Raw genomic sequence first — 21,141 nt, 5'->3', positions numbered from 1 at the left:
TCGCCGCCCTTTCGTTTCAGAAGCTGTAGGTCAGGCTGGCACGGACGCGGCGGCCGAAGATCGGGCGGCCCTGAAACGCGGTTTCCTGTACCCCGATGATCGATCCGGCGCGCGGATTGCCCTCGGTCAGCCCGACTTCGTTGAACAGGTTGGTGGCGACCACCTGCGCCTGCAGCGCGTCGCTGATCTTCCAGTTCGCACCGGCGCGCACCTCGGTGTAGCTCGGCAACACGATGGTATTGGCGACGTCGACATAGCGTTTGCCGGTATAGGCCGCTTCGCCGAACACGCTCACCCGATCTTCCAGCAAGCGCAGCGTCGGCCGGATCGAGAATTGCACTTGCGGCTGTCGCACGATCTGGTTGCCGCTGAAGTCGAACGCGCCGGTCGCGCCCTGCCCGGCGAAGCTGGTATAGTTGATCTTCTGGTAGTTGCCGCTCGCCGAAATGTCGAAGAAGTCGACCGGTCGCAGCGACAGTTCCACCTCGACGCCCTTCGATTCCGCCGCCGCATTCTGGTTGACGGTCTGCGCCTGCCCGTTGGGACCGGCGACGATCGTCTGGAAGGCGACGTTGGGAAACTTGTTGTAGAACAGCGTGACGAACGCCGAGAAAGGCCGCGTCGAATATTTGAAGCCGCCTTCGACCAGGTCGATGCGGTTCTCGACCGGAATGCCACCGAACCACTGAACGAATTCGGGGGTCACGCGGAAGCTGCGGCTATAGCGCGCGAAGGCGGCGACGCGCGGGCTGAATTCATAATTGCCGCCGACCGAGAACGCCCATTGCCCGGTCTTGAAGCGATAGGGGGTGGTCCCGGCGGTGAATACCAGCACATTGTCGTCGGCCAGCGTCGATGCGTCGCCCAGGTTGCGGCGCGCCGTCTGCGCGATCGTTCCTTCCTTGGCGACATGGTGATAGCGCGCGCCGAGATCGATGCGCAGCTTCGGCGTCACCTGCCACGCATCGGTCAGGTAGAAGGCGTTGATCGTGACGTCGTCGTCGAAGCGTTGCAGATTGCTGTGCAGGTTAAGCAACCCGCCCTGCGTCAGCGCCACCGTCTGCTGCCCCGCGGCGTTCAGCCCGACGATGTCGAAATAGCGTGGCCGGTTGATCGCCTCCACGACGATGTCGTTCCAGTTCCAGTTCTGCGTCTGTTCGAAATGGCTGAAGTAATAGCCGCCGGTCAGCGTGTGGCGGCCAATGCCGGTGTCGAGCTTCTTGGTGACGCTCAGGTCGTTGACGACGTTCTCGACATCGACAACCGTGTTGAAGATGCTCTGCGTCAGCGTAAGCTGGTTACCGAGCGCCGAGGCGGCCACCGTCTGCCCGGTTCGCGCGTCGCGGTACACCGCTCGCACGGTGTCGGGCCGGGCGGCAAGGATGCGGTTGAAGCCGTCGCTCAGGAACTGCTGCGACGTCGCGATACCCGAACTGAACAGGCCGTTGAAGTCGACGAAGCCCTTGGTATAGCGCGCGCGGTTGTTGATCTCCCACCCGTCACCCAGCGGCTTGTTCAGGATCGCGGTGAAGGTGTCGGTATCGGTATGGATACCCTGCGTCAGATCGACGCGCTTGCCGAACACGCCGTTGCCGTCGGGCACGGTGATCCGCGCGAAATCGGTGTTGACCAGCGTGCCGGTGCCCGCGTCCAGCCCCGGCAGCCCCTTGTCGGCACTGGCGAGCGGGATGGCGGTGTAGAAGATGTTCTTGTCGTCGAGCTTGCGATAGCTGACGAACAGCGATCCGCTGTCGGCGAAATCGTAGTTCAACCCGACACGAAGCTGCCCGCCCTGGTTGCCGGTAAAGCCGGGATTCCGCAGGCCGTTGTCCTCGCGGTAGAAGCCGCCGACCGAAAACGACAGCCGGTCGGTCAGCGGGCCGGACACATTGGCATCGACGCGGTAATGATCCCAGTCGCCGACCTCGGCCTTGACCAGCCCTTGCAGCGTGCTGGTCGGACGCTTGGTCAGGACGTTGACGACACCGCCCGGCGCATTCGACGCGGTGATCGAGGCCGATCCGCCGCGCACGATCTGGAGCGAGTCCACCGTCGCGTCGACACGGAAGAATTCGTCGGCGTTGGTGAAGGCGCCCGCCCCCTCTTCCCACACTGGCAGGCCGTCCTCGAGCAGCGGGAGATAGCGGTAGTTGTCCGCCGGCAGCCCGCGCGAATAGACGTTGTTGCCGACCTCGCCGCCCGAGCTTTCGACATAGATGCCCGGCGTCGAGGCGATCAGGTCGGCGATGCCCAGCGGCGCCTTCTGCGCGATCGCCAGCGAATCCACCGTGGTGATCGCATAGGAGGTTTCGAACTTTCGCACGCCGGTGCGGGTGCCGGTGACGATGATCTCGTCGAGGCCGAGGTCGCTGCCCTCGGCGGCGGGCGCTTCCTGTTCGGCGGTGGCCGGTTCGGCGGGCACGGTCTGCGCCGCTGCCGGAGCCAATGGCAACGTCGCGGCGATCGAACCGAGCAGCACAAGGCGATAGGCACGCATCATATATCCCCTCCATGGACGCCGCGCCTGCGCGGTCGTTTGATGAGCAACAGATGCGAGCTTGCGCAAAGGAATGCAAATATAAACTGCAAACGATTGCAATTTACATGGAGCAACAAGGATTTCGGTAAATAATACGAGTTATATCAATTGGATGAAACGTATCTACCCACAGAATTTGCATTGAACCGTCGCGTCAACCGGCACAGGATTCGCGAATCACGAGATCGGTCGGCAGACGTTCGGACCGGACGCGATGCCCGTCGATGATCCGTAGCAATTTCGACACCAGCAGGCTGCCCGCCTTGATGACGTCCTGACGGATCGTCGTCAGTCCCGGTATCGCCAGCGCCGCCGCGTCGATATCGTCATAGCCGATCACCGCGACGTCGCCCGGGACGGACATGCCCCGCCGGTGAAGCGCCCGGATCGCCCCGAGCGCCACCACATCGGACGCGGCGACGATCGCGTCGAACGCGATGCCGCGCTCCAGCAGGTCATCGACCGCCTCGCCCCCGTCGAAGCGACCGGCGGCGGGCGTCTGGACCAACAGCGGATCGAACGGGACGTCATGCGCCGCCAGTGCGGCACGATACCCCTCCTGCCGGATCGCGATCTGCGAGAACGGCGTGCGCGCCGCCGCGATCGGCGGTGCCGCCCCCACGAAGGCGATCCGCCGCCGTCCGCTGCGCAACAGATGCTGCGTCGCCTGAAAACCACCGGCACGGTTGTCGCTGCCGATCGAACAATATTGCTGTCCGGCAACCTCCACGCCCCATGCGACCAGCGGCGCCCCGGCCGCGCCGACCCGGTTCAGCGTATCGTGAAACTGCGACTGGCCGAGGAAGATCGTGCCCGCATACCCGCTGTCGTCGAGGAACGCGGCGAGCGTCGCGTCGTCATGCGGCGTCTGCCACACGATCGATATGTCGCGCCGCCGCTCGCGCACCGCCGTGCCGATTCCACCGATCAACGCCAGTTCGAACGGGTTGGCCAACTGGCTGCCATGCGCCAGCGACACCGGCACGACGAGGCATAGCTGATCGGCCAGCATCGGCACGGACTGGCGGCGGCGCTGCGGAACATGGACATAGCCGAGACGATCGGTGGCGCGCAGGATGCGCTCGCGCGTATCGTCGCTGATCGCGCTGTGTCCGGTCAGCACCCGCGACACGGTGGCGATCGACACGTCGGCCGCCTCCGCGATGTCGCGCAGCGTGGGTCCGCTTCGCTTCATCCGGGTCATCGCGTCATGGTTCCTCGTTCGTTTTGCATTAAGTTGCGTTACGCGGTCCGTGTGGGTTCGTCCACCGCCGGCAGGCGCAGGCTGAGCCACGCGCCGGCCAGCATCGCCAGTCCGCCGAGCGGGAGGACGGGCACCACCGATCCCTGCAACGGATGCGCTATGATCCATCCCATCGTCAGCCCGGCGACCAGTTGCGGCACGACGATGAAGATGTTCATCGCCCCGATGAACATGCCCGCCGTGGCGCTGGTCACGACCCGCCCGGCCAGCACGAACGGCGCGCTGAGCATCGAGGCATAGGCAACCCCGATCAGCCCCGCACAGCCCATCAGCGCTATCGGGCCGGTACAGGATGCAAGCGCGGCGAGGCCGACCGCCCCCGCCCCCAGCGCCGCCGCATGGACGCGCCGCACCCCGAACCGGCGGAACAAGGTCGGCAACACGAACGCGAAGATGCCCGCGACCCCGTTATAGGTGCCGAACAATACCCCGACGAAGTCCGCGCCGCGGGCATAGGCCGCATCGAACGGTGACGTCGCACCATAGACGTTGGCGGCGATGACCGGCGTGGCATAAACCCAGAGCAGATAGAGGCCGAACCAGCAGGCGAACTGGATCGCGGCCACCGGTCGCAACACGCGCCACAGCCGCGCAACCGCCGCAAACCGCTTCGCCTTTGGCGCGGATACCGGGGGCGTGGCGTCCGCACGCCGGGGTTCGCGCACCGTCGCCAGCGTCCATCCGACCGACAGGGCCACCGCCGCCGCCGCCGCGACGAACGCGAAGCGGATCGACGGCGGCGTCTGTCCCGGCAGCGCGGCGTTCGACAGCCCCGCCTGTGCCAGCAGCATCGGCGCACAGGCACCCGCCAGCGCGCCCAGCCCGATGAACACCGTCTGCATCGCATAGCCACGCGCATGGTCCGCCACCGGCAACGTATCGGCGACCAGCGCGCGATACGGCGCGTGCAGCGCGTTCATCGCCGCTTCCAGCAGCCAGATCGACGCCACCGCCACCGCCAGCGACGCGGCGAGCGGCAATGTCACCAGCGCAGCCATCACGATCAGCGCGGACCCGAAGATATACGGCCGCCGCCGCCCGAACCGCGTGCCGTACCTGTCGCTGAGCGCGCCGACGACTGGCTGGATCAGCAACCCGGTCACTGGCCCGGCGAGCCACAGCAGCGCCAGTTGCTCGACCGGTGCCCCCAGCCCCTGAAAAATCCGACTGAGGCTTGCGCTCTGGATGCCGAACGCGATCTGCAACCCCAGATAGCCGATGCTGATATTGATCGTCCGTGGACGCATACCCTTTGGCCCCCCTCCCCGATATGATCCATTCGTTCTGGACCATCGGCAGCCGCGAGCGGTTACGCAATGGCGGTTTGAAGCGTCCCGGGTTTTCGCATGAGTTCCGCGACCGCGCGGTGCGGATGGTTGATGAGCATCGAGGGGATTATCGGTCCGGGTGGGCGGCGATAACCTCCATCGCCGGAAAGGTCGGCGGCACGACCGAGACACTGCGCCGCTGGTGCCTTTGAGGAGGCGAGCCGACGAGCAGGACCAGCGACGAAATACGGGCGCAGATTAAGCGCGTCCATGATGCCAGCTTTGGTATCTATGGCACGCGCAGGGTCTGGCATCAGTTGCGGCGCGAAGGCGTGGCGGTCGCCAAATGCACCGTGGAACGGCTGATGTCGGCCATGGGTCTGGCCTTCGCCTATGCTGTCAATCGAACAGCGTCCGATGGAAGACCAGCGACGCCGCGCCCAACGGTCCGGCGAGATCGGGTTCCAGGCTAGCGACATCGAGCAACGTCATCGGCGCGCGTGTCGCACGCCGGTCGGTCAGCGTCGTTTCCGGCCATTCCGCTGCGTCGACGATCCGGCGCGCCAGCACGCGCGGCAAACGGCCCCCCAGGATCAGCGCCTCGCAGTCCAGGGTGCGGCGAAGCACGCCGAACAGATAGGAGAAGCTTGGCTGGTGCTCGGCCAGCCAGGCTTCGACACCGGGCCATGCCGGATCGAACCGCGCGACCATATCGGCGATCCCGGTGGTCGATACGCCGTGATCGGCGAGGCAGGCGCGCAGCGTCGCGAGATTGGGGGTAGCCCGTCCCGCCATCGGAAAGAGACCCGCGATCTCCCCCGCATTGCCGTGTCGACCCCGCATCAGCACCCCATCGACGATGATCCCCGCGCCGAACCCTGAAGCGACGTTGACGTAGCACGAACTCGCATAGCGCGAGCCGACGCCAAGCAGGCGTTCACCCAATGCCGCGGCGCTAGCGATGTTCTCGACGACGACAGGCATCGTCAGCCGACGCGATGCGTCCGCGCGCAGATCGACCAGCGCCCAGTCTTCCAGCTCTTCGGCCGGGTTCACCATGTCGGGCGCGACAAAAAAGCCCGCGACGGCAATGCCGAGGCCATTCAGCCTGTCCGGTTCGATACCCAGGGACGACAACGCCCCGGTCCCGAACGACGCGGCCGCGTCCAACAGGTCGCCACGCGGCATGCCCGGCATCGTGATCTCGGCGCGCGCCCGTACGCATCCGGCCAGGTCGAGCAGGGCGACGTCGGCGCGATCGGTCATCACCGACAATCCAAGCGCAAAGGCCGCATCCGGTACGATATGGATGATATTGCTGGGTTGCCCCCGGCCTTCCGCAACGGTTGCCCCGGCGCGGACCAGGCCGGCCACCTCCAATTCCTCGGTCGCACGAAAGATCGCGGTCCCGGATAGGCCGGTTTCACGGATCAGCACCGATCGCGAAACGCTACCGTGCCGCCTGATCGCGGCGAGCACCGTGCGTGCGCGCACAGAAACGCCTGCGGCTTTGATCAAACGCCCCTTCATCATGCGCCATGGCTACCGACTGCGGTGAAAATCCACCAGTAGCGACCCACTGTCAAATTAATATCATACAACACGATATATAAAGGCGGGAGATAATGGGGGACTGATTCGAGATGCGTTGCCAAATCCGTTGGGTTCACGGCCTGCTGGCCGGCACGATGCTGACAAGCACAGCCGCGCTGGCGCAGTCGCAAGCATCTGCTGCGGTTGCAGAGCAGACTGTGGCAGAAGGCTCCGAAGAGGGTCAGGAGATCGTCGTCACCGGCTTTCGCGCCTCACAGCGTTCAGCGACTAGGGCGAAGCGCGACTCCGCCGTCATCCTCGATGCCGTTTCGCAGGATGATGTGGGGCGGTTGCCCGACCTCAACATCGTCGAGGCCAGCCGGCGGATCACGGGTGTATCCGTGGTCGGCGGTGCCGATCCGACCAAAAACCGCGACATTTATCAGCGTGCCACGATCCGCGGGCTCGATCCCAGATATAATCTGGTGACGATCGACGGAATCCCGCTGGCCTCGCCCGACTGGGTGTTTCGCGGCGCGCGGCTCGACATGCTGCCGTCGTCGCTCGTGTCGCGGATCGAGGCGATCAAGAGCGTCACCGCGCAATATGATCCGCACGCGCTGGGCGGCCAGATCAACATCGTATCCAAAAGCGCCTTCGACGGACGCGGCGACCGCTTCTTCGTCATGAACGCCAATGGCGGCTACAACGACACCGCCGGCAAGCTCATCCGCAAGGGCGGAGCATCGGTCCGCGCGGATGCGACCGGCGCGATGCGCTTCGGCGCCGATCATACGTTCGGAATCGTCGCATCGGTGGAATATCAGCGGTTGCCGTCCAGCGCGCGCGCCGAACTGCCGGGCGACAGCAATGGTGCGGGCTGGTCGTACTTTACCGCGGCGGGTGCGCGAACGCCGTTCTCCAATCGGTCGACCGGATTCCTCGTGCCGGTGCGCAACCAGGATTATTTCTTCGAGAACATGCGAACCCGGGTGAGCGGCAATCTGAAGCTGGAATGGCATCCCGACGATGCGACGGAGGTTTCGCTGTTCGGCGGCTATTATCACGACAAGGATACCGAGACGCGGTACGAGATCCTGACGCTGCCGACCGGCGTGCCGACGGCGGTCACCGCGACGAGCGGCGCGTTCGCGCAGGGCGATCTTCAGCAGGGGCTGACCTATCAGCCGGTCACGCGCGATACCTGGCTGATCGATGCCAAGGGGCGCCATGATTTCGGCGACGGCATCGTGCTCGACACCACGCTGGCGCGCTCGAAGGCGGAGTATCGCGAACTACGCGAGATGATCAAATATGACACCAATCCGCGCCCCGGTACGGCGTCGGCGGGGTTCCTGCCGGCGTTCGGCTATGGCTACACTATCGCAGACGGTCGTCCGAGGCTCACGCTCAACGACACCGCGGCTGCCAACAATCCCGACAGCTACCGCGCGCTCTATTATCGCAGCATCAACCGGAATCTCGATTCCACCGTCGATTTCGGCAAGGTCAACCTTGGCATCAACGCGACCGCCGACGATCGGGGTTTCGGGGCGAACGTGGGTGCGGCGGTCACGCGGACCGACCTGTCCTACGACCAGCGCTACACCGAATATGTCCCCGCCACTGTCGCGGGGCAAGTAACCGCCGGAACGCTGCGCGGCATCCTCTACGACAAGAACCCGACCGCCTATCTGACGCCGGCCGTTCGTTATCTCCTGATCGATCGGCAGGCGGCATGGCAGCGTTTCGAGACCAGTCGCAGCGCGTTCACCACCACCAACCAGATTGCCAACAACGCGGCCGACGATTTTCGCGATCTGGAGACGACGAAGGCGGTCTATGCGCAGGGGCTGTTCCGCGCCGATCGCTTCGATGTGCAGGCGGGTGTCCGCTACGATGCGACGACGCTGGTCATCGACACGAACCAGGCGCCCACGACACGGGGTTCGACCGCGTACGAGCCGGTCCGTCGGACGACCGACTATGCCTATTGGCTTCCCTCCGCGCTGGCGACGTACCAACTCGGCGACGGAATGCGGGTGCGGGCGGGCGTATCGAAGACGATCGGCCGACCCGACTATAGCCAATATGCCGCCCGCACCTCGTTCGGAATCGGCACGGACGGGACGCTGACGATCAACACCGGCAATCCCGATCTGAAACCGCGCGAGGCGTGGAATTACGACCTGTCCTACGAATGGTACATGGGCGCTGGGATGCTGTCGGTCGCCGGTTTCGTGAAGGACATCAGGAACGAGATCTTCACGAGCAGCCAGCAGGGTCCGGTCACCACCTTCCAGGGCGTGACGTATCAAAGCGTTTTCGTCAGCACGCCGCGCAATGCCGCCGGGGCGGCGGTGAAGGGACTTGAGGTCGGCTATACGATGGATCGTATCGCTGCGCTGCCGGGCTTGGGCTTCAATGCGAACTTTACGCTCCTCGACGGATCGTACCGGCAGCCGGTCAGCGCCGCGGGGATTGCATCGGGGCTGCCTGTGACCCGCAAGACGAGCGGGCTGATCCAGCAGCCGGACTACATTGCCAATATGACGCTGTTCTATGCGACCGGGCCGGTCGAACTCCGCGCCTCGTACAACCGCATCGGCCGCGCGCTGCAATCGGCCGACGGCGACACGCCGACGCGCGATCTCTACCAGGAACCGCGCCAGCAGGTCGACGTGCAGGCGCGCCTGGCCGTGCGCGAAAGCGTGGAACTGGTCGGGCAGGTACAGAATCTGACCAAGGAACCATTCGTCGTCCGCCAGGGTACGGGTCGCGACTATCTGAACTACTTCTTCCCCGTGGGCCGGACGTTCTGGCTGGGTCTGTCGTGGAAGCCGAACTGGTGAGGCAGTTTTCCCGCATCCTCGCGCTGGCGGGCATGTGCATGCCCGCCCCACCGGCGCTGGCCGATGGCGCGCGGCCGGCCGATACCGTGCGGATCGTTCTGAAATTCGTGAAGCTTGGCGCGGCGGACATGCCAGTCGCTCGGTTCGATCCGGCATCGTGCCCGTCCTGCACGGCTGCCACCGTGCCGTTGTTCAATGCGGAGAATGCGCGCGAGACGGTGATCGCGCTGAGCGTGCCGCGTCGGCGGTCGCTGGAACTCGCCTTCCAGGGGCCGGGCAAGGCTGTTCGTCGGGTCATTCTGGAGGGCGGCGACCTGCCGTTCCGGTACGATGCGGGACGCCTCGTCGTGCAGGTGCCGCCGGTCGCTGCAGATGCCGTCACCGCGGCCGAAGTGGCGACGCATATCGTCGAACCGGGCATGGTCCTGCGCTTCGAACATGCCGATCCGGTGCGACGTGCCGGTTTCTATGCAACGGGACCGTTCCCCGACGTGCAACGCCGGGCCGCCAATGTCCTGGAGTTCGCGCAACGCGAAGTTATTCGCGAACTGGGGTTGGGCGAACAGGTCGAACGTGAGCATCTGGGGCGTATCCAGATCATGGGGTTCGATACCAACGCCCCCCACGGCCATACCGACGCCCCGCCGCACATGCACATGCACCTGCGCTGGCCAGGCAATAGGGGGACGCAGATCGGGCATTATTATATCGGTGCCGACGGTCTGCTGACCCACAATCAGGTGGGAGTGAAGGATATTCCCGGCAGGGAGCGCCGTTTCGGGCGTGGCGAGCCTTTCACGACGGTCGGTCCCAATGACCGTGGAATCTATACCCACCGGATCACGACCGAAGGCTGGCTGGAACTTGGTCGGGCAGGAGAGAAACCATGTCTGATCCAGCCCGATGGCAGCACCGGCTTTCAGTCGGGTGCGACGATCCGGTGTCCCGGACACCCTGTTACACATATCGGGGTTGAGGACGATCGATCGCGTGGCGTCATCACCGTTGCAACCGGCGCTATAACCGAAACCTTCCGGTACGACACCGACACAGGGGAGTTGACCTCACCTGCTGCGGTCACGCCACCGGGGCCTTCCGTCTATCAGGACGAACCGATCAATCCAGCGTAGTCCGGTTGACGGGCCATGTTGGCAAACAGGTGATTTCTGCCCCTTTGCTTGCCGCGATGCGCTGGAGGACATGCAGTTCGCGAACGGTCGTTTGCGCACCTTGCCTCCGTGGCCGATCACGCCCGACGAAGCGGAAGGCGTGCTCGCCCCGCTCTACGCGCATCTGCCATCGATCCGGATCACCGATCTGCTCGCTGACGTGGGTCGCTGGACCGGTCTCACCGGCTGTTTCACCCATCTAACGACGGCGCGGTCGCAAGCGACCGGCGCGATCAGCCCGCACAAGGGCAGCGAACCGGCCGTTTCCTTCTACACGCACGTCTCCGACCGCGATGCGCCGTTCCATTCCAGGGTCATCTCTGCCGGGGCCAGCGAGGCGGCGCATGTGCTCGACGGCCTGCTCCTTCACGGTGCCGATCTCGCGATCGAACGCCACCATACCGATGGGGGCGGCGTCTCCGATCATGTCTTCGCGCTTTGTCACCTGCTCGCCTTCCGCGTCGCGCCGCGCATTCCCAATATCGCCGCCCGACGCCTGCACCTGTTCGCCGACATGCGGCCTGGACCGGACATCGTCCCGCTCGCAGCGCAGCCGATCGATGAGGCGCTGATCGCCGACTACTGGAACGACACAATCCGGCTCGCGACCTCGATCCGCACCGACGGCACCAGCGCATCGACCTGACCGGTGACTATCTCTGGGCCGGGCCCGGCGCGTCAGACGGTAAGCTGCGCCCTCTGCGTCAGACCACCCGACTGCCGGCATGATCGTCGCTACCGTATATCTGTGCCGCTTCTATGTGACGCCCCGTTGCCGTAGCGTTCACGGTCGCCAGCAACGGCACAAGCATCCGCGCTGGTGCCATTCGGCGCGAATAGGTCAACATGAAGATCCCCCGATCAACGATATGATGTTACATTCTATTGGAAGCCGACAGGACAACGCCTGTTAATGTTATGATACATCATCGCTATTGACGCTTCGGTCCGTTCGGGGGCACTGGACCGATCATGCAGCATACGCCCCCGTCCCCCGCCCGTTCAGCCGAAATTGCGATCGATGGCGCCACACTCGCCTATGGCACGCATTGCGTCCTCGACGGCATGTCGCTGTCGGTCGCCGCCGGTGAGATCTATGCCCTGCTTGGGGGCAATGGCGCGGGCAAGTCGACGACGCTGTCGGCGCTGCTCGGCTTCGTGCGCACCGATGGCGGCAGCGTCCGCGTCGGCGGAATCGATCCGGCGGCCGATCCCGATGCCGCGCGGCGGCACATCGCCTATCTGCCCGAGAACGTCGCGCTGTACGAACATCTGAGCGCGGTCGAGAATGCCGATTATCTCCTCGCACTGTCGGGCACGCCGCGGTCGCGAAGCGACATCACCGATGCGCTGAGCGCGGCAGGGTTGCAGGACCGGGCATTCGATCAGCGGCTCGGCGGCTTTTCCAAGGGGATGCGGCAAAAGGTTGCGATCGCCGTCGCGCTGCTGCGCGAAGTGCCGGTGCTGTTGCTCGACGAACCGACCTCCGGCCTCGATCCGCGCGCGACCGCCGATTTCAACGCGCTGCTCCACGCCGTCCGGGCGCGCGGCACCGCAGTGCTGATGGTGACGCACGACCTGCTCAGCGCCGCCGACGTCGCCGACCGCATCGGCTTCCTCGAACGCGGTCGCATCATCGAGGAGGTCGCGGCCGAAGGCGATGCCCGGTTCGACGTGCGCGCGCTGCACGACCGGTTCGCAGGCGCGGCACTGGCATGAGCGCGATTTCGCTCATCGCGCGCGACGAACTGCGGCTGATGCGGCGCAACCGGGTCGCCGTCACTGCCGTCGTGCTGCTACTGCTCCTGACGCTGGTCGCGGTCGTCACCTCCTGGACCCATCAACGGGGCATCGCCGACAGCCGTGCCCGGCACCAGGCGGAGGCGAACCACGCATTCGAGGCGCAGCCCGACCGCCACCCGCACCGCGTGGTCCATTATGGCCATTTCATCTTCCGCCCGCTGGGGCCGCTCGCCGCGTTCGATCCCGGCGTCGATGCCTTCACCGGCAATACGATGTTCCTCGAAGGGCATCGGCAGAACACCAGTAATTTCGGCGACGTCCGGCAAAGTTCGCTGCTGGTCCGCTTCGGCCAGTTGACCCCGGCCTTCGTATTGCAGGCGGTGGCACCGCTGCTGCTGATCTTCCTCGGCTATGGCGCGGTCGCGCGTGAGACCGAACGCGGTACGCTGCGGCCACTGATGCTGCAGGGGGCATCGGCCCGGGCGATCGTGCTGGGCAAGCTCGCCGCGCTGGGGCTGGTGGCGATACTGGTCGGTTTGCCGGCGATGATCGGGTTCGTCCTGATCTCCGGACAGCCCGGTGCCCTCGCCGGCCCGATGGCGGTGATTGCACTCGCCTATGCGGCCTATCTCGCGCTGTGGGTGGTCGCGATCACGCTGGTGTCGATGCTGGTCCGCCGCCGCCGCGACGCGCTGCTCGCGCTGCTGGCGATCTGGGCGGTGAGCGTCGTGCTGCTGCCGCGTGTCGCACCCGATGTGGCGAGCGAGGCCTATCCGCTGGCCAACCGGTTGCAGACCGATGTCGCCATTGCCCGCGACCTGCGCCATATGGGCGACAGCCATAATCCCGACGATCCGCATTTCGCCCGGTTCAAGGCCGATGTCCTCAAACGCTATGGCGTGACCCGCATCGAGGATTTGCCGGTGAACTACAAGGGTCTGCTCGCGCTCGAGGGCGAAGCGATGACCAGCAAATTGTTCGACCTTTATGCCGGGCAGAGCTTCGCGACGCAGGTGTCGCAGAACACGCTTGTCACCGGCGTGGGCCTGCTCAGCCCGACCATCGCGTTGCGACAGGCGTCGATGGCCGCCGCCGGCACCGACTTCGCCGGCCATCGCCGCTTCCTCGAACAGGCCGAGGCCTATCGCTACGCCCTCGTCCAGCGGCTGAACCAGCTACAGGCGAATGCGGTCAGCTATGCCGACGATACCGCCAAGGACGCCGGCGCCGACAGGCGTAAGCGGATCGGTGCGAACAACTGGCGACGCATGCCCGAATTCACGTTCGTCCAACCCGATGCCGCGACGTTGGTGCAGGCAAGCCTGCCCGGGCTGGCGATCATCCTTGGCTGGCTGGCGATTGGTATCGCTGCCCTCGCGCTCGCCACCCGCCGTCTGGGAGCGAAGTGATGTCGATCTGGATGCACGAAACCCGGCTCCTGCTACGCTCACGCATGGCTGCCATTGCACTGGTCCTGCTGGCCGTGCTCAGCACCGCCGCCGTCGCCGCAGGGATGGCCGAAATGGCGCGACAGCGTGCCGCGATCGACGCGATCGCCACCGCGCAGGCCGAGGATGGCGGTGCCGTCGTCGCCTATGTCGATCGCGAAAAGGACGCGGGCAGCGCGGCGTATTACAGCTTCCACCCGACCTGGGACTCGCCTGCCCCGCTCGCCTTTGCAGCGATCGGCATGCGGGACGTCGCCCCCTATATCCTGCGGATCCGGGCGCTGGGGCTGGAGGCGCAGATCTATGATGGCGATACCTTTAACCCCGAACTGGCGCTGCCGGGACGGTTCGATTTCGCATTCGTACTGGTGTTCCTGGCCCCCCTTTTCGTCATCGCACTGTTCCACGACCTGAAATCGGGCGAGCGCGAGGCCGGGCGCGCGCGAATGCTCGATGCGATGCCGGGCGCGCGGCGGCTGTGGCTGCGGCGCGGGCTGATCCGCTTCGCGCTGCTGTTGCTGACGCTCGTCGTACCGTTCGTCGTCGGCGCGCTCCTGTCGGGCGTCGCTAACGGCGCGCTGCTGCTGATCGTCGCGTTGGCGGCGGCGTATCTGCTTTTCTGGATCGGGCTCGCGGGGCTGATCGCGCGGCTCGGCCATGGTTCGACCGCCAACGCCGCGACCTTGGCCGGGCTTTGGCTGGTCCTTGTGCTGATCCTCCCGACGCTTGCCAATGTCGTCATCAACCGCGCCATCCCGGTTGACGAAGGGGCAAGCATCGCGCTGGCCCAGCGCGAGAATGTCCACCACGCCTGGGAAATCCCGCGTGAGGAAACCATGCGCCGCTTCTATGCCAGCAACCCGGCATGGGCCGGTTCGCCTCCGCTGCCGACCGGCTTCCACTATAAATGGTATTTCGCCTTTCATCAGAATGGCGACGAAAGCGTGGCACTGCGGGTGGAGGCCTACCGCAACGGGCTCGAACAGCGTGCGGCGACCGCGAACGCGCTCGGTTGGGTCCTGCCATCCGTCGGCGCGCAGGCACTGCTGACGCGGCTCGCCCGGACCGATCTCGCCGCCCAGTTCGCCTATCAAGACCGCATCCGCGCTTTTCACCGTCGGCTACGTCTTTTCTACTACGGCTACATGTTTCGTGATCGACCTTTTACAAAATCGGACTTCTCTCAGGCGCCTACTTACAATGGTGCAATTTGATTCAGAAGTGGACGTCCAGACGATCCTTTATGCTTCCTAACTTTGGGCGCTCGTTCATCGGGGCGATCGATGCGCTGTTCTTGACATTCGACCGGAGCTTGCGCGAGCGAGGGTATCCGCCGATGGGTGGACAGATCGTCGACGCCACGCTGGTGGCCGCACCCAAGCAGCGCAATACCGCGGTCGAGGTGCAAGCGGTCAAGGCCGGCAGGAGCGCGGCGGAAATCTGGCCGGACGAACCGGCGAAGGCGGCGCAGAAGGACACCGACGCGCGTTGGACGCTGAAGTTCGCGAAAGCGCGCGCGCTGCCCGACGGCCGGCCGGGGATCGACATCGCCATCCCGAGCTTTGGCTACAAGAGCAGCATCGCGATCTGCCGGCGCTACGGCTTCATCCGACGCGGGAAGATCACCGATGGCGCGCGCTTCGACGGGCGGATGCTGCACGACGTGGTCACCCGCGACAACACCGCCTCCGACGTCTGGGCGGACACGGCCTATCGCAGCCGCGCCAACGAGGCCTGGCTGCAGGCGATGGGCCGGGTCAGTCGCATCCACCGCAAGAAGCCCCGGGGCAAGCCGATGTCGCCGCGCACCGCAGGGGCCAACGCGAAGCGTTCCGCCGTGCGGGCTCGCATAGAGCACGTCTTCGCCCGGCAGAAGGACCAGATGGGGCTGTTCATCCGCACCATCGGCTTGCGCCGCGCCGAGGTGAAGGTCACCCTCGCCAACCTGGCCTACAACATCGACCGCCTGATCTTCCACGAACGACGTGCCGCCATGGGATAGCTGCGCCTGGCGCGGACGTTTCACGGCAGGCAACAGCCGAAAACGACTCGCTCAAACCGCCAGCGACGTAACCGGTGCTCCCGTAAGCCTGCCGTCATCGCCGTGCGACACGTTGATAGGGGTGCCCAGGTGACTTCGGGCGGTACGAATACATCATCAAGATCGGGCAGTCAGAGCTTGATGTTTGGTCCCGGCGATTGTTGGTGCAACAACCACGAGCGAGTGGAGGGAAGCGCTATGGGCCAGGTTCTACACGGGAGCGCCACGACGACTTAGGTCATCCGTCGAGCGATACAGCATAGTAAAGAGAGCCTGAGGGCGCTGGCGAAGCGCCATGGCGTCAACCAGAAGACGGTCGCCAAGTGGCGCAAGCGAAGCTCGACGGCCGATTTGCGGACTGGACCCAAGGAACCCCGATCCACGACGTTGACGATCGAGGAGGAGGCCGTGATCGTGGCGTTCCGGCGCCATACGCTGCTGCCGCTGGACGATTGCCTCTACGCGCTACAGGCGACGATCCCGCATCTGACGAGGTCCTCGCTGCACCGCTGCCTGCAACGTCATGGCATCAGTCGGTTGCCAGATGTTGATGGTGACAAGCCGGTCCGGGCGAAGTTCAAAGCGTACCCGATCGGCTATTTCCACGTCGATCTGGCCGAGGTCCGGACCGAGCAGGGCAAGCTTTATCTGCTGGTGGCCATCGACCGGACGTCCAAGTTCGCCTTCGTTGAGCTGCACGAGAAGGCCACCCGTCGGATTGCCGGCGACTTCCTGCGACACCTTGCTGCAGCGGTGCCGTATCGGATCCACACCGTGCTCACCGACAACGGCACGCACTTCAACGACCCGACCGGCGATGGCTGGACGCCCGAAGACATCAGGGAAATGCGGGCGCAGAAGCTGCCGTTCCGTTGCCACGCCTTCGAGGCCGCCTGCGCCGATCTCGACATCGAGCACCGCCTTACCAAGCCGCGTCACCCGTGGACCAATGGTCAGGTCGAGCGGATGAACCGGACGATCAAGGAGGCGACCGTCAAGCGCTACCACTATGAAAATCACGATCAGCTGCGCCAGCATCTGACCGACTTCGTCGCCGCCTACAACTTCGCTCGTCGGCTCAAGACCTTGCGGGGTCTCACACCCTACGAAGCCATCTGCAAGGCTTGGACGGATGAGCCGGAACGCTTTATATCAAACCCGCACCATCAATCGCCGGGACCAAACATTTATCGCGCGTGTGCCGGGGCGGTCCTGATCGCCCCCGAACTGCCGCTGCGCAAAGGGGAATTGATCCGGTGCCCGGGCGACAGGGCAGGAGGGCGATGTCGCTCAACTGGGCGAGCTGACCTGTGTGCTCGAATCCGGGTCCGACCGCGTCGGCGCGCTCGATTTTCAGCGATTGGCCACCGAATATGTTCCGCGCGTTGCGCCGGGTGCGACGCTGGAGGAACTGACCGCATCGGCCGCGCGAGTCGAGGCGCGGCTGCCGCTCACCGCGACGCTCGACCGGGCGCTGCACCATGGCAGCTCGATCGGTGGCGCGCGGCCTAAGGCGTTCGTCGACGACGGGCAGCGCCGCCATGTCGCTAATTCGCTACGGGCGGACGCTGGTGCTGACCCCCGCCTACGACCTGTGTCCGCAGCCGCGCAGCGGGGACGAGGCGAGCCAGGCGATGCTGATCGTTGGCCAGCGCAGCGACAGCCGCCCGGTCGCCGCCCTGGCGGCGGCACTGCCGTTCCTGCTCAGCGAGGCTGCGGCGCGAGCGGTGATCGATGCGCCGTGCGGCGAAGCGGCGCTGCCCCTGGTGGAGCGCGAAATATTGCGGACGCGCGCCTTTCTGAACCCCTATGCGTTCGAGGGCTATGCGTGAGCGCCGCGGTGCGCGCACCTGTCGTCTGTCGAGGAGCCCCGCCATGAAGACCCTTGCCTTGATCGCCGCCGGGCTGACGATCGCGCACGTCCCCGCGCGCGCCGATCAACCCGGACAGGACTGGATTTCGATCGGTCAGGCCGAGCGGGTGCTGCACCGCGAAGGCTATCGCCTGATCGAGATCGAACCCAAGGACGATCATTGGGAAGGCGAGGCGACCCGCCACGGCCGGACATGGGACTTCCGCATGAGCCCGAAGACCGGACGGATCATCGCGATGGAACCCGACACCGACTGAGCGGTCGCGCGGGGGTATCCGACATAATGATGCGATATGCGGGCCGGCACCGCCCGTCGATTCGTCGTGATCCCCGGCGGGAGGACGATCGCCCCTGCCGGCGCTGATCCGGCGCCGATCCGGTGTAGACGGGTCGTTTCGGCGATGGATTGATCCGATGGAACCAACGGTTCGTCGCCGGCGCAGCGTCCGCCGGTTGACAGCCGGCCGCCGCGAAGCGATGGGAGCGAACGATTTCAGCCGTTCCTGTATGCCGCGTGACCGAGACGCGGGAAACGGACGGCGAGACGTGGGGGATCCCGACGGCCGCTTTATTTTGTCCGCGTTTCCGCGGCCGATGGCGGGCACCCTTGCGCATAAATAGCGAGTGGGAATGAACAAGCGCTGGTCCGTACTGGTTTTATGGTGTTTGACGGCCCTTAGCGGCGTCGCAAGTGCCCATATCGCGATGACCGCCGATCCGGCACAGGTCGCGCCACAACCGACCCCGGCCCTTGTTCCCGCCACCGCCCCCGATGCGGTCGCCACCCCCGCTCCGGTGATGCAGGCGATTCCCGAAGCCCGCCCCGAAGCCGATCTCCCGCCCGAACCCGCCGTGGCCGATGCCACCGCCGACATCGACCAGGACGAGGTCGAATGCGTCGCCAAGGTCGTGGTCCACGAAGCCGGCAATCAGCCGCATCGCGGGCAACTGGCGGTAGCGCAGGTCATCCGCGCCCGCGTCAAGAGCGGCCGGTTCGCCGACAGCGCGTGCGGCGTGGTCCGCCAGCGCGGCCAGTTCTTCAACGTCGACGCCTACAACCCCCCGCGCAACAACGGCCGCTGGTCGACCGCCGTCGACATCGCCATCCGCACCCTGAGCGGCAAGGACGAGGACGTCGCGCCGGGCGCGCTGTTCTTCCATTCGGCGGGCAGCTCGATGCCCAAGCGCGTCCGCGTCGCCCAGATCGCGGATCACATCTTCTACCGCTAAAGTCCGATCCACCGGTATCGAGGCGTCGCTCCAGCGAAGGCCGAGACCTCCAGCGGTGCCTGTCGCGCATCGGCCCTGGGAAATCCCGGCCTTCACCGGGATGACGTCTGTTGCAGGGTCCTCTGACCGGGGTCCGGCGCTTCGAGCGCTTCCGCCCCGAGCCGGGACCGATCAGGGCGCATGGATCGCGTGACGGGTCAGGGGATACCGTTGATGCGGATCGAGCCGCACAGGCGCTCCCCCCTTCAACCTTGGTTTTCGGGAATGCCTGCCACCAAAGTGCTCATTGTGTTTTTCGTGCGCCCGTGATTGACCCCATCAAAACCGGGTTGGGGGAACGGCGGAATGCGACGATTGATGTGGTTCTTGGCAATTGTATGGGCCGGGTTCGCCGTCGTTCCGGCATCAGCTCGCGGTTCTGGCGCAGCGATCGATGCGATCGCCAAGGACTATGTGGCGCTAAGCCTGGCCGCGAGCGAGCGGGACCCTGGCTATGTCGATGCCTATTTCGGCCCGCCAACTCTCGCCGCCGCAGCAAAGCTCGACCAGCGCACGCCATCTGAACTGAGCGCCGATGCAGCGAGGCTGCACACGCGACTGGCGGCGATCGGCCCGAAGACGCTGTCGCCCATCGAGCGCAAGCGCCGCGCGGCGCTGCTGCTCCAGCTCACGGCCGCGCAAACGCGCATGGCGATGGTTGTGGGTCAGAAGCTCAGCTTCGATCAGGAGTCCAAGGCCCTGTTCGGCGTGACGTTCGCTGCTCCGACGCTCGCCAGTTTTGATCCCGTTCTCGCCGAGCTCGACCGGCTCGTGCCCGCCGGACCGGGAACGCTCGCCGATCGCATGAAAAGGCTGAGCGACCGCGTCATCGTACCGCCGGAAAAGGCGGAAACGGTGGTCAAGGCAGCCATCGCCGAATGTCGCCGCCGGACGCTCGACCATATCGCGATGCCGCCGGGCGAAGCGATCACGCTGGAGATGGTTCGCGACAAGCCATGGGCCGGTTATAATTATTTCCAGGGCCATGCGCACAGTCTGATTCAGGTCAACCTTGATGTGCCGCTCACGATGGACATGGTCATCAAGCTGGGTTGCCACGAGGCATATCCCGGGCATCACGTGCTCTATTCCCTGTACGAACGAAATCTGGCGGAGCGGCGGCGCTGGATCGAGTACACGGTGTTCCCCCTCTTTGCGCCGATGGCACTGATCGCCGAAGGGTCGGCCGACTATGGCCCGGACCTGGCGTTCCCCGGCGATGAACGCATTGCGTTCGAACGTGACACGCTGTCCCCCCTCGCCGGGCTCGACCCGGCGGACGTGGCGCTGTTCGAAAAGGTCCGAGCTGTGCAAGCGAAGCTCGCGCCGGCGTCGGCGGTGATCGCGCGCGACTATATCGACGGGCGGATCGATCGCGCTCGCGCCGTTGCCTTGAAGGAGCAGTATTTTCTGGTGACTCCGCAGGAAGCGCAACGGAGCATCCGTTTCGTGGATACCTATCGCAGCTATGTGCTCAACTATTTCCTGGGTCGCGCCATGGTTGCCAAGACGATAGCGGCGGTAGGCACGAACCCCGCCGCGCGCTGGGCGGCGTTCGAGCGGCTCATCGGCGGCCCGACGACCCCTGACGATCTCGTCGCGCCGTGACAAGGGAGGGCCGATATGACGCCATATCGCCGCTCGCGTTCTAAAAACCCATAGTCACGGAGGAGAACTGGGAAGCCGTTCGCGATCCCAACCGGGACGGTTGCGGGGGCCTGGCGTACGATTTGACCATCCTCTCACCGGACCCCTGACCGCGCGCGGTTCGCGGCATCGCACCGTCGCCTGCACTATTCCGCCCCCTCGTCCCCGCCCGGCCGTTCCTCGCCGAACCGCGCGGCCCGTGCCGCTTCCCAGCGCGCACGCACCGCCGTGCGCGGGGTGTCCAGCCCCAGGCGGGCGGTCGTCGCCACCCATGCCGCGATCGGCGCGCGCAGCGGTTCGGTGGCGGGCGACGGCGGCAGTTCGTCGAACCATTCGCCGATCGCAGGGGCGTTGAACAGCGCGAGGAACAGCGTCGCGCCCGCGACGATGCCGGTCATCCAGCGCAGCGGCCGCACGCTGTCGACCGGGTCGGCGGGCACCTGTACCGGCGATCCTGCTTCGGCGATCTCGCCATGGTCGGCACCCGTGGTCATG

The 21,141-nt window shown here is 65.5% G+C and carries 15 protein-coding genes and 3 pseudogenes; 13 read left to right on the top strand and 5 right to left on the bottom strand.

Annotated elements, in window-relative coordinates; genetic code table 11:
* Positions 1-16: 16 nt before the first annotated feature.
* From LRA89_RS16440 to LRA89_RS16430, 3 genes are all read right to left on the bottom strand, one after another.
* Complete coding sequence (locus tag LRA89_RS16440; protein ID WP_230771972.1) at positions 17-2,500, bottom strand: TonB-dependent siderophore receptor; 2,484 nt, start codon at positions 2,498-2,500, stop codon at positions 17-19.
* A 193-nt stretch (positions 2,501-2,693) separates the two neighbouring features.
* Positions 2,694-3,743 carry a LacI family DNA-binding transcriptional regulator gene (locus LRA89_RS16435; protein WP_057687652.1) on the bottom strand — a complete coding sequence of 350 codons (1,050 nt, stop codon included), beginning with the start codon at positions 3,741-3,743 and terminating at the stop codon, positions 2,694-2,696.
* 38 nt (positions 3,744-3,781) lie between these two features.
* Complete coding sequence (locus LRA89_RS16430; protein ID WP_230771970.1) at positions 3,782-5,050, bottom strand: MFS transporter; 1,269 nt, start codon at positions 5,048-5,050, stop codon at positions 3,782-3,784.
* A gap of 125 nt (positions 5,051-5,175) precedes the next feature.
* On the opposite strand from LRA89_RS16430, the pseudogene LRA89_RS16425 reads away from it, so the two are divergent.
* Positions 5,176-5,532: pseudogene (locus tag LRA89_RS16425) on the top strand (IS3 family transposase); the annotation flags it as partial.
* Here LRA89_RS16425 and LRA89_RS16420 read toward each other — a convergent pair.
* Positions 5,471-6,337 (bottom strand): ROK family protein, encoded by an 867-nt coding sequence (locus tag LRA89_RS16420; protein WP_443024996.1) that lies wholly within the window; start codon positions 6,335-6,337, stop codon positions 5,471-5,473. The pseudogene LRA89_RS16425 and the gene LRA89_RS16420 overlap by 62 nt on opposite strands.
* Positions 6,338-6,822: 485 nt before the next feature.
* On the opposite strand from LRA89_RS16420, the gene LRA89_RS16415 reads away from it, so the two are divergent.
* From LRA89_RS16415 to LRA89_RS16360, 12 genes and pseudogenes are all read left to right on the top strand, one after another.
* Positions 6,823-9,456, top strand: a complete 2,634-nt coding sequence (locus tag LRA89_RS16415; RefSeq protein ID WP_230771965.1) for a TonB-dependent receptor — start codon at positions 6,823-6,825, stop codon at positions 9,454-9,456.
* Complete coding sequence (locus LRA89_RS16410; protein WP_230771963.1) at positions 9,453-10,586, top strand: hypothetical protein; 1,134 nt, start codon at positions 9,453-9,455, stop codon at positions 10,584-10,586. Before LRA89_RS16415 ends, LRA89_RS16410 begins: the two co-directional genes overlap by 4 nt.
* A 55-nt stretch (positions 10,587-10,641) precedes the next feature.
* Positions 10,642-11,265 (top strand): annotated as a pseudogene (locus LRA89_RS16405) (Tn3 family transposase); the annotation flags it as partial.
* Positions 11,266-11,597: 332 nt separating this feature from the next.
* The gene (locus LRA89_RS16400; RefSeq protein WP_230771961.1) at positions 11,598-12,344 is read left to right on the top strand and encodes an ABC transporter ATP-binding protein; all 747 of its coding nucleotides are present in this window, start codon (positions 11,598-11,600) and stop codon (positions 12,342-12,344) included.
* The gene (locus LRA89_RS16395) at positions 12,341-13,777 is read left to right on the top strand and encodes an ABC transporter permease (protein ID WP_230771959.1); all 1,437 of its coding nucleotides are present in this window, start codon (positions 12,341-12,343) and stop codon (positions 13,775-13,777) included. The genes LRA89_RS16400 and LRA89_RS16395 overlap by 4 nt, the downstream gene beginning before the upstream one ends.
* On the top strand, positions 13,777-15,030 hold the full coding sequence (locus tag LRA89_RS16390) for a DUF3526 domain-containing protein (RefSeq protein ID WP_230771957.1): 1,254 nt from the start codon (positions 13,777-13,779) through the stop codon (positions 15,028-15,030). Before LRA89_RS16395 ends, LRA89_RS16390 begins: the two co-directional genes overlap by 1 nt.
* 122 nt (positions 15,031-15,152) lie before the next feature.
* Complete coding sequence (locus LRA89_RS16385; RefSeq protein WP_230771954.1) at positions 15,153-15,818, top strand: transposase; 666 nt, start codon at positions 15,153-15,155, stop codon at positions 15,816-15,818.
* A gap of 279 nt (positions 15,819-16,097) precedes the next feature.
* Positions 16,098-17,042, top strand: a pseudogene (locus LRA89_RS16380) (IS481 family transposase); the annotation flags it as partial.
* A gap of 356 nt (positions 17,043-17,398) precedes the next feature.
* Positions 17,399-17,689: a HipA domain-containing protein gene (locus LRA89_RS16375; protein ID WP_230771952.1), complete on the top strand. Its 291-nt coding sequence runs from the start codon at positions 17,399-17,401 to the stop codon at positions 17,687-17,689.
* A 43-nt stretch (positions 17,690-17,732) separates the two neighbouring features.
* The gene (locus tag LRA89_RS16370; RefSeq protein WP_230771950.1) at positions 17,733-17,987 is read left to right on the top strand and encodes a PepSY domain-containing protein; all 255 of its coding nucleotides are present in this window, start codon (positions 17,733-17,735) and stop codon (positions 17,985-17,987) included.
* 409 nt (positions 17,988-18,396) lie between these two features.
* Positions 18,397-18,960, top strand: a complete 564-nt coding sequence (locus LRA89_RS16365; protein WP_230771948.1) for a cell wall hydrolase — start codon at positions 18,397-18,399, stop codon at positions 18,958-18,960.
* Positions 18,961-19,305: 345 nt separating this feature from the next.
* Positions 19,306-20,607 (top strand): hypothetical protein, encoded by a 1,302-nt coding sequence (locus LRA89_RS16360; RefSeq protein ID WP_230771946.1) that lies wholly within the window; start codon positions 19,306-19,308, stop codon positions 20,605-20,607.
* A 185-nt stretch (positions 20,608-20,792) separates the two neighbouring features.
* Here LRA89_RS16360 and LRA89_RS16355 read toward each other — a convergent pair whose 3' ends face one another.
* Entirely contained in the window at positions 20,793-21,140 is a 348-nt protein-coding gene (locus tag LRA89_RS16355; protein WP_230771943.1) for a hypothetical protein, read from the bottom strand.
* Position 21,141 lies beyond the last annotated feature (1 nt).

Origin of the sequence: Sphingomonas sp. Leaf4 (assembly GCF_920939515.1) — a bacterium.
Classification (GTDB): domain Bacteria; phylum Pseudomonadota; class Alphaproteobacteria; order Sphingomonadales; family Sphingomonadaceae; genus Sphingomonas.
This window is presented reverse-complemented; position numbering and strand designations above follow the sequence as displayed.